The sequence below is a fragment of the Siphonobacter sp. BAB-5385 genome (assembly GCF_002261125.1).
In the GTDB taxonomy this organism is placed as follows: Bacteria; Bacteroidota; Bacteroidia; order Cytophagales; family Spirosomataceae; genus Siphonobacter.
On the sequence record NZ_NMPS01000088.1, the window covers coordinates 1 to 2,316 of the forward strand.

The 2,316-nt window shown below is 34.7% G+C and carries 2 protein-coding genes; both read left to right on the forward strand.

Translation table 11 applies throughout. The features are described 5' to 3' along the window. Positions 1-111 precede the first annotated feature (111 nt). Positions 112-1,152 (forward strand): DUF2806 domain-containing protein, encoded by a 1,041-nt coding sequence (locus BWI93_RS08630; protein ID WP_094810245.1) that lies wholly within the window; start codon positions 112-114, stop codon positions 1,150-1,152. Between the two features lie 616 nt (positions 1,153-1,768). Then, entirely contained in the window at positions 1,769-1,999 is a 231-nt protein-coding gene (locus BWI93_RS08635; RefSeq protein WP_094810247.1) for a hypothetical protein, read from the forward strand. Positions 2,000-2,316 lie beyond the last annotated feature (317 nt).

The window sequence follows — 2,316 nt, forward strand, 5'->3', positions numbered from 1 at the left end:
GGTGTCTAAAGTGAGTAGGGCAGAAGCCATCCGAATGCGGAAGACGGCTTGTAAGATTTGTTACTGATTATACAATTAAACCTATTGATTAAAAATTTAAATCAAAAGCGTATGACTAGTGAGGAAATGGTATTGAAGTTATTTGAATATGGAGGTGTTGTTAAACTTGCATCAGTAGCTAAAGAATATTTAGGTACTCCCTTAAAAAATATTCTTCTTGGAAGAGCTGAAACAAAAAACAAAACCTACGATAAAATAAAAGATGCACAAGCTGATATTACCACTATTGGTCTCTTATCTCCTATTATCAATGATCAGTTTAAAAAGGGAATAATTGCGTCTTATCAAAAGGATGGAATTACATTAAATATTAATCCAGCTATAAAAGACTCATCTGAACTTAAAGAGGTTAGAGAATATTTAGAAAGGGTTGAAAAACGCATATCAACTGTTGAAATTAGACAACAAGAGAGTTTAGAGGATATTTTCACTAGAACGGCTGATATACTTAGAACAGTTGAAAGCGTAAATGATACTCCGATTAATGAAGATTGGATGAATCAATTTATATCACATGCTAAAGACATTTCTTCAGATGAGATGAAAGATATTTGGGCAAAAGTTCTGGCGGGAGAAATTGCTCAGCCTAAGAGCTATTCTCTTAGAGCTTTAAATGTATTAAAGAATCTTACAAAAGAAGAGGCTGTTTTATTTGAAAATTTTTCAAGCTTAATCATAAGAGATGCAAATGAAGAAAGTAGATTTGTTTTTCGTGATCGAGATTATCTAGAACAAGTAGGATTTAGCTTAGAGAAAATAATCTACTTAGAAGAATTAGGATTTATTAAAACTCAAGAGCTATCATACATTGCTCAAGGTGATTTAAGTAAAAAGGATTTTTTATTAATCCAAGGGGAATTAATGATTTTGATAAAAAGTACTAGCAATTATAATACAATAAGTATACCTTGTTATTATTTGACAAAAATAGGGGCTGAGTTATTTAAATTAACTAATATGAGTTCAAATATGGATTATTTGAGAAAACTAGCAGCTAAAATTAAAGAGAATGAAGGCGTTAAAGTATCTTGTTCGAAGTATGTAGTTGAGGGGGGTAGGGTTGGATTTATACTGCCATTAATAGTACTTTAGTCATTTTTTAAATAAATTATTACTTTTTTACATCTATAAACACTGTCATTTTCTATGATGATCTTACCCATAATTGCTAAACGAGAAAAATCATAAGCGAGCTTCATCCGCTTCAAAAGGACAATGACCTTTAAATAGGCTAACAATAGCATACTAGATTTAGAATTTTTATTGTACAATGGAGCTCTTTCATTTTGGAAGAGCTTACTTTTTTAATTACTAAGGCATTAATTACAATTTAACGCTGAAAATTTAAATTTAGATAAACTATTGGATAAATTACTGCCGATGTTATTTTGAGTAGTTACATTCGAACTACAGATGTGACGCAAAAATTTATAAAATTTTAATTCTTGTTACTATTCTGTTTCTTTTAGATACATTTATGGCGTATAATCTATTGGTAGTCAGATATTTAATTACAAAACTTTACATGCTGTATTGGTAAGTAAACTATCAAAACAAACCCTCAGTATCAAAAACAAAGTCTATTCACTAATCAATACCAGTAAATAGACAATAGTCTCATAACACAAGCGGAAAAAGTAAACCAAGACGCCCGTGAGCTTACCTCACTTTTACGTATATTGGGAAGGATTCTATTCATAACACGAGCATGACAGGCAAACAACTATTTGACAAATACCAGACCGACGGACGAGCTGCTCATGTGGGTAGCGAGGAACGCGAATACGGAGGTTTGCTGCTTACGGCACTGATGACCGTTGGGAAAGAGGAGCTTTTTGCGAAGCTGGAAGAAGCCGAAAAAACCGGAAAGAAAGTAGCCCTTACTTATCCTGCGGAATCCGTTCCAGCCGAGCCTAACGGCATAATGCTAGTTGATTGAGTACGTAAACCAGATCATTCGTTCTGATACTGGAGCCGCCAGAGCAATCTGGCGGCTTCTATCATTTATCGGAAATTTGAATAGGTGCCTCAAAGGGCTGATAACCTTTTTGCTAGTCGTTGGATATACAAGCAACTAATACTTACGAACGGGTTGTCACCGCACCGCTATGCAAACGATTTTACTTTCCCTATTCTTCTCGCTGGCTCCAGCGAAGACGGACTCCGTCTACATCTGTAATTCTTCCAGGGCGTACGCCTATCATGCCTACTTCTGTCATGGGTTGAACCGCTGTACGCATGGGGTGTCTAAAGTGA

What these genes read in the sequence shown, in the direction of transcription:
- BWI93_RS08630 (WP_094810245.1), top strand. Translation starts at nt 112, where the DNA reads ATGACTAGTGAGGAAATGGTATTGAAGTTATTTGAATATGGAGGTGTT.
- BWI93_RS08635 (WP_094810247.1), top strand. Translation starts at nt 1,769, where the DNA reads ATGACAGGCAAACAACTATTTGACAAATACCAGACCGACGGACGAGCT.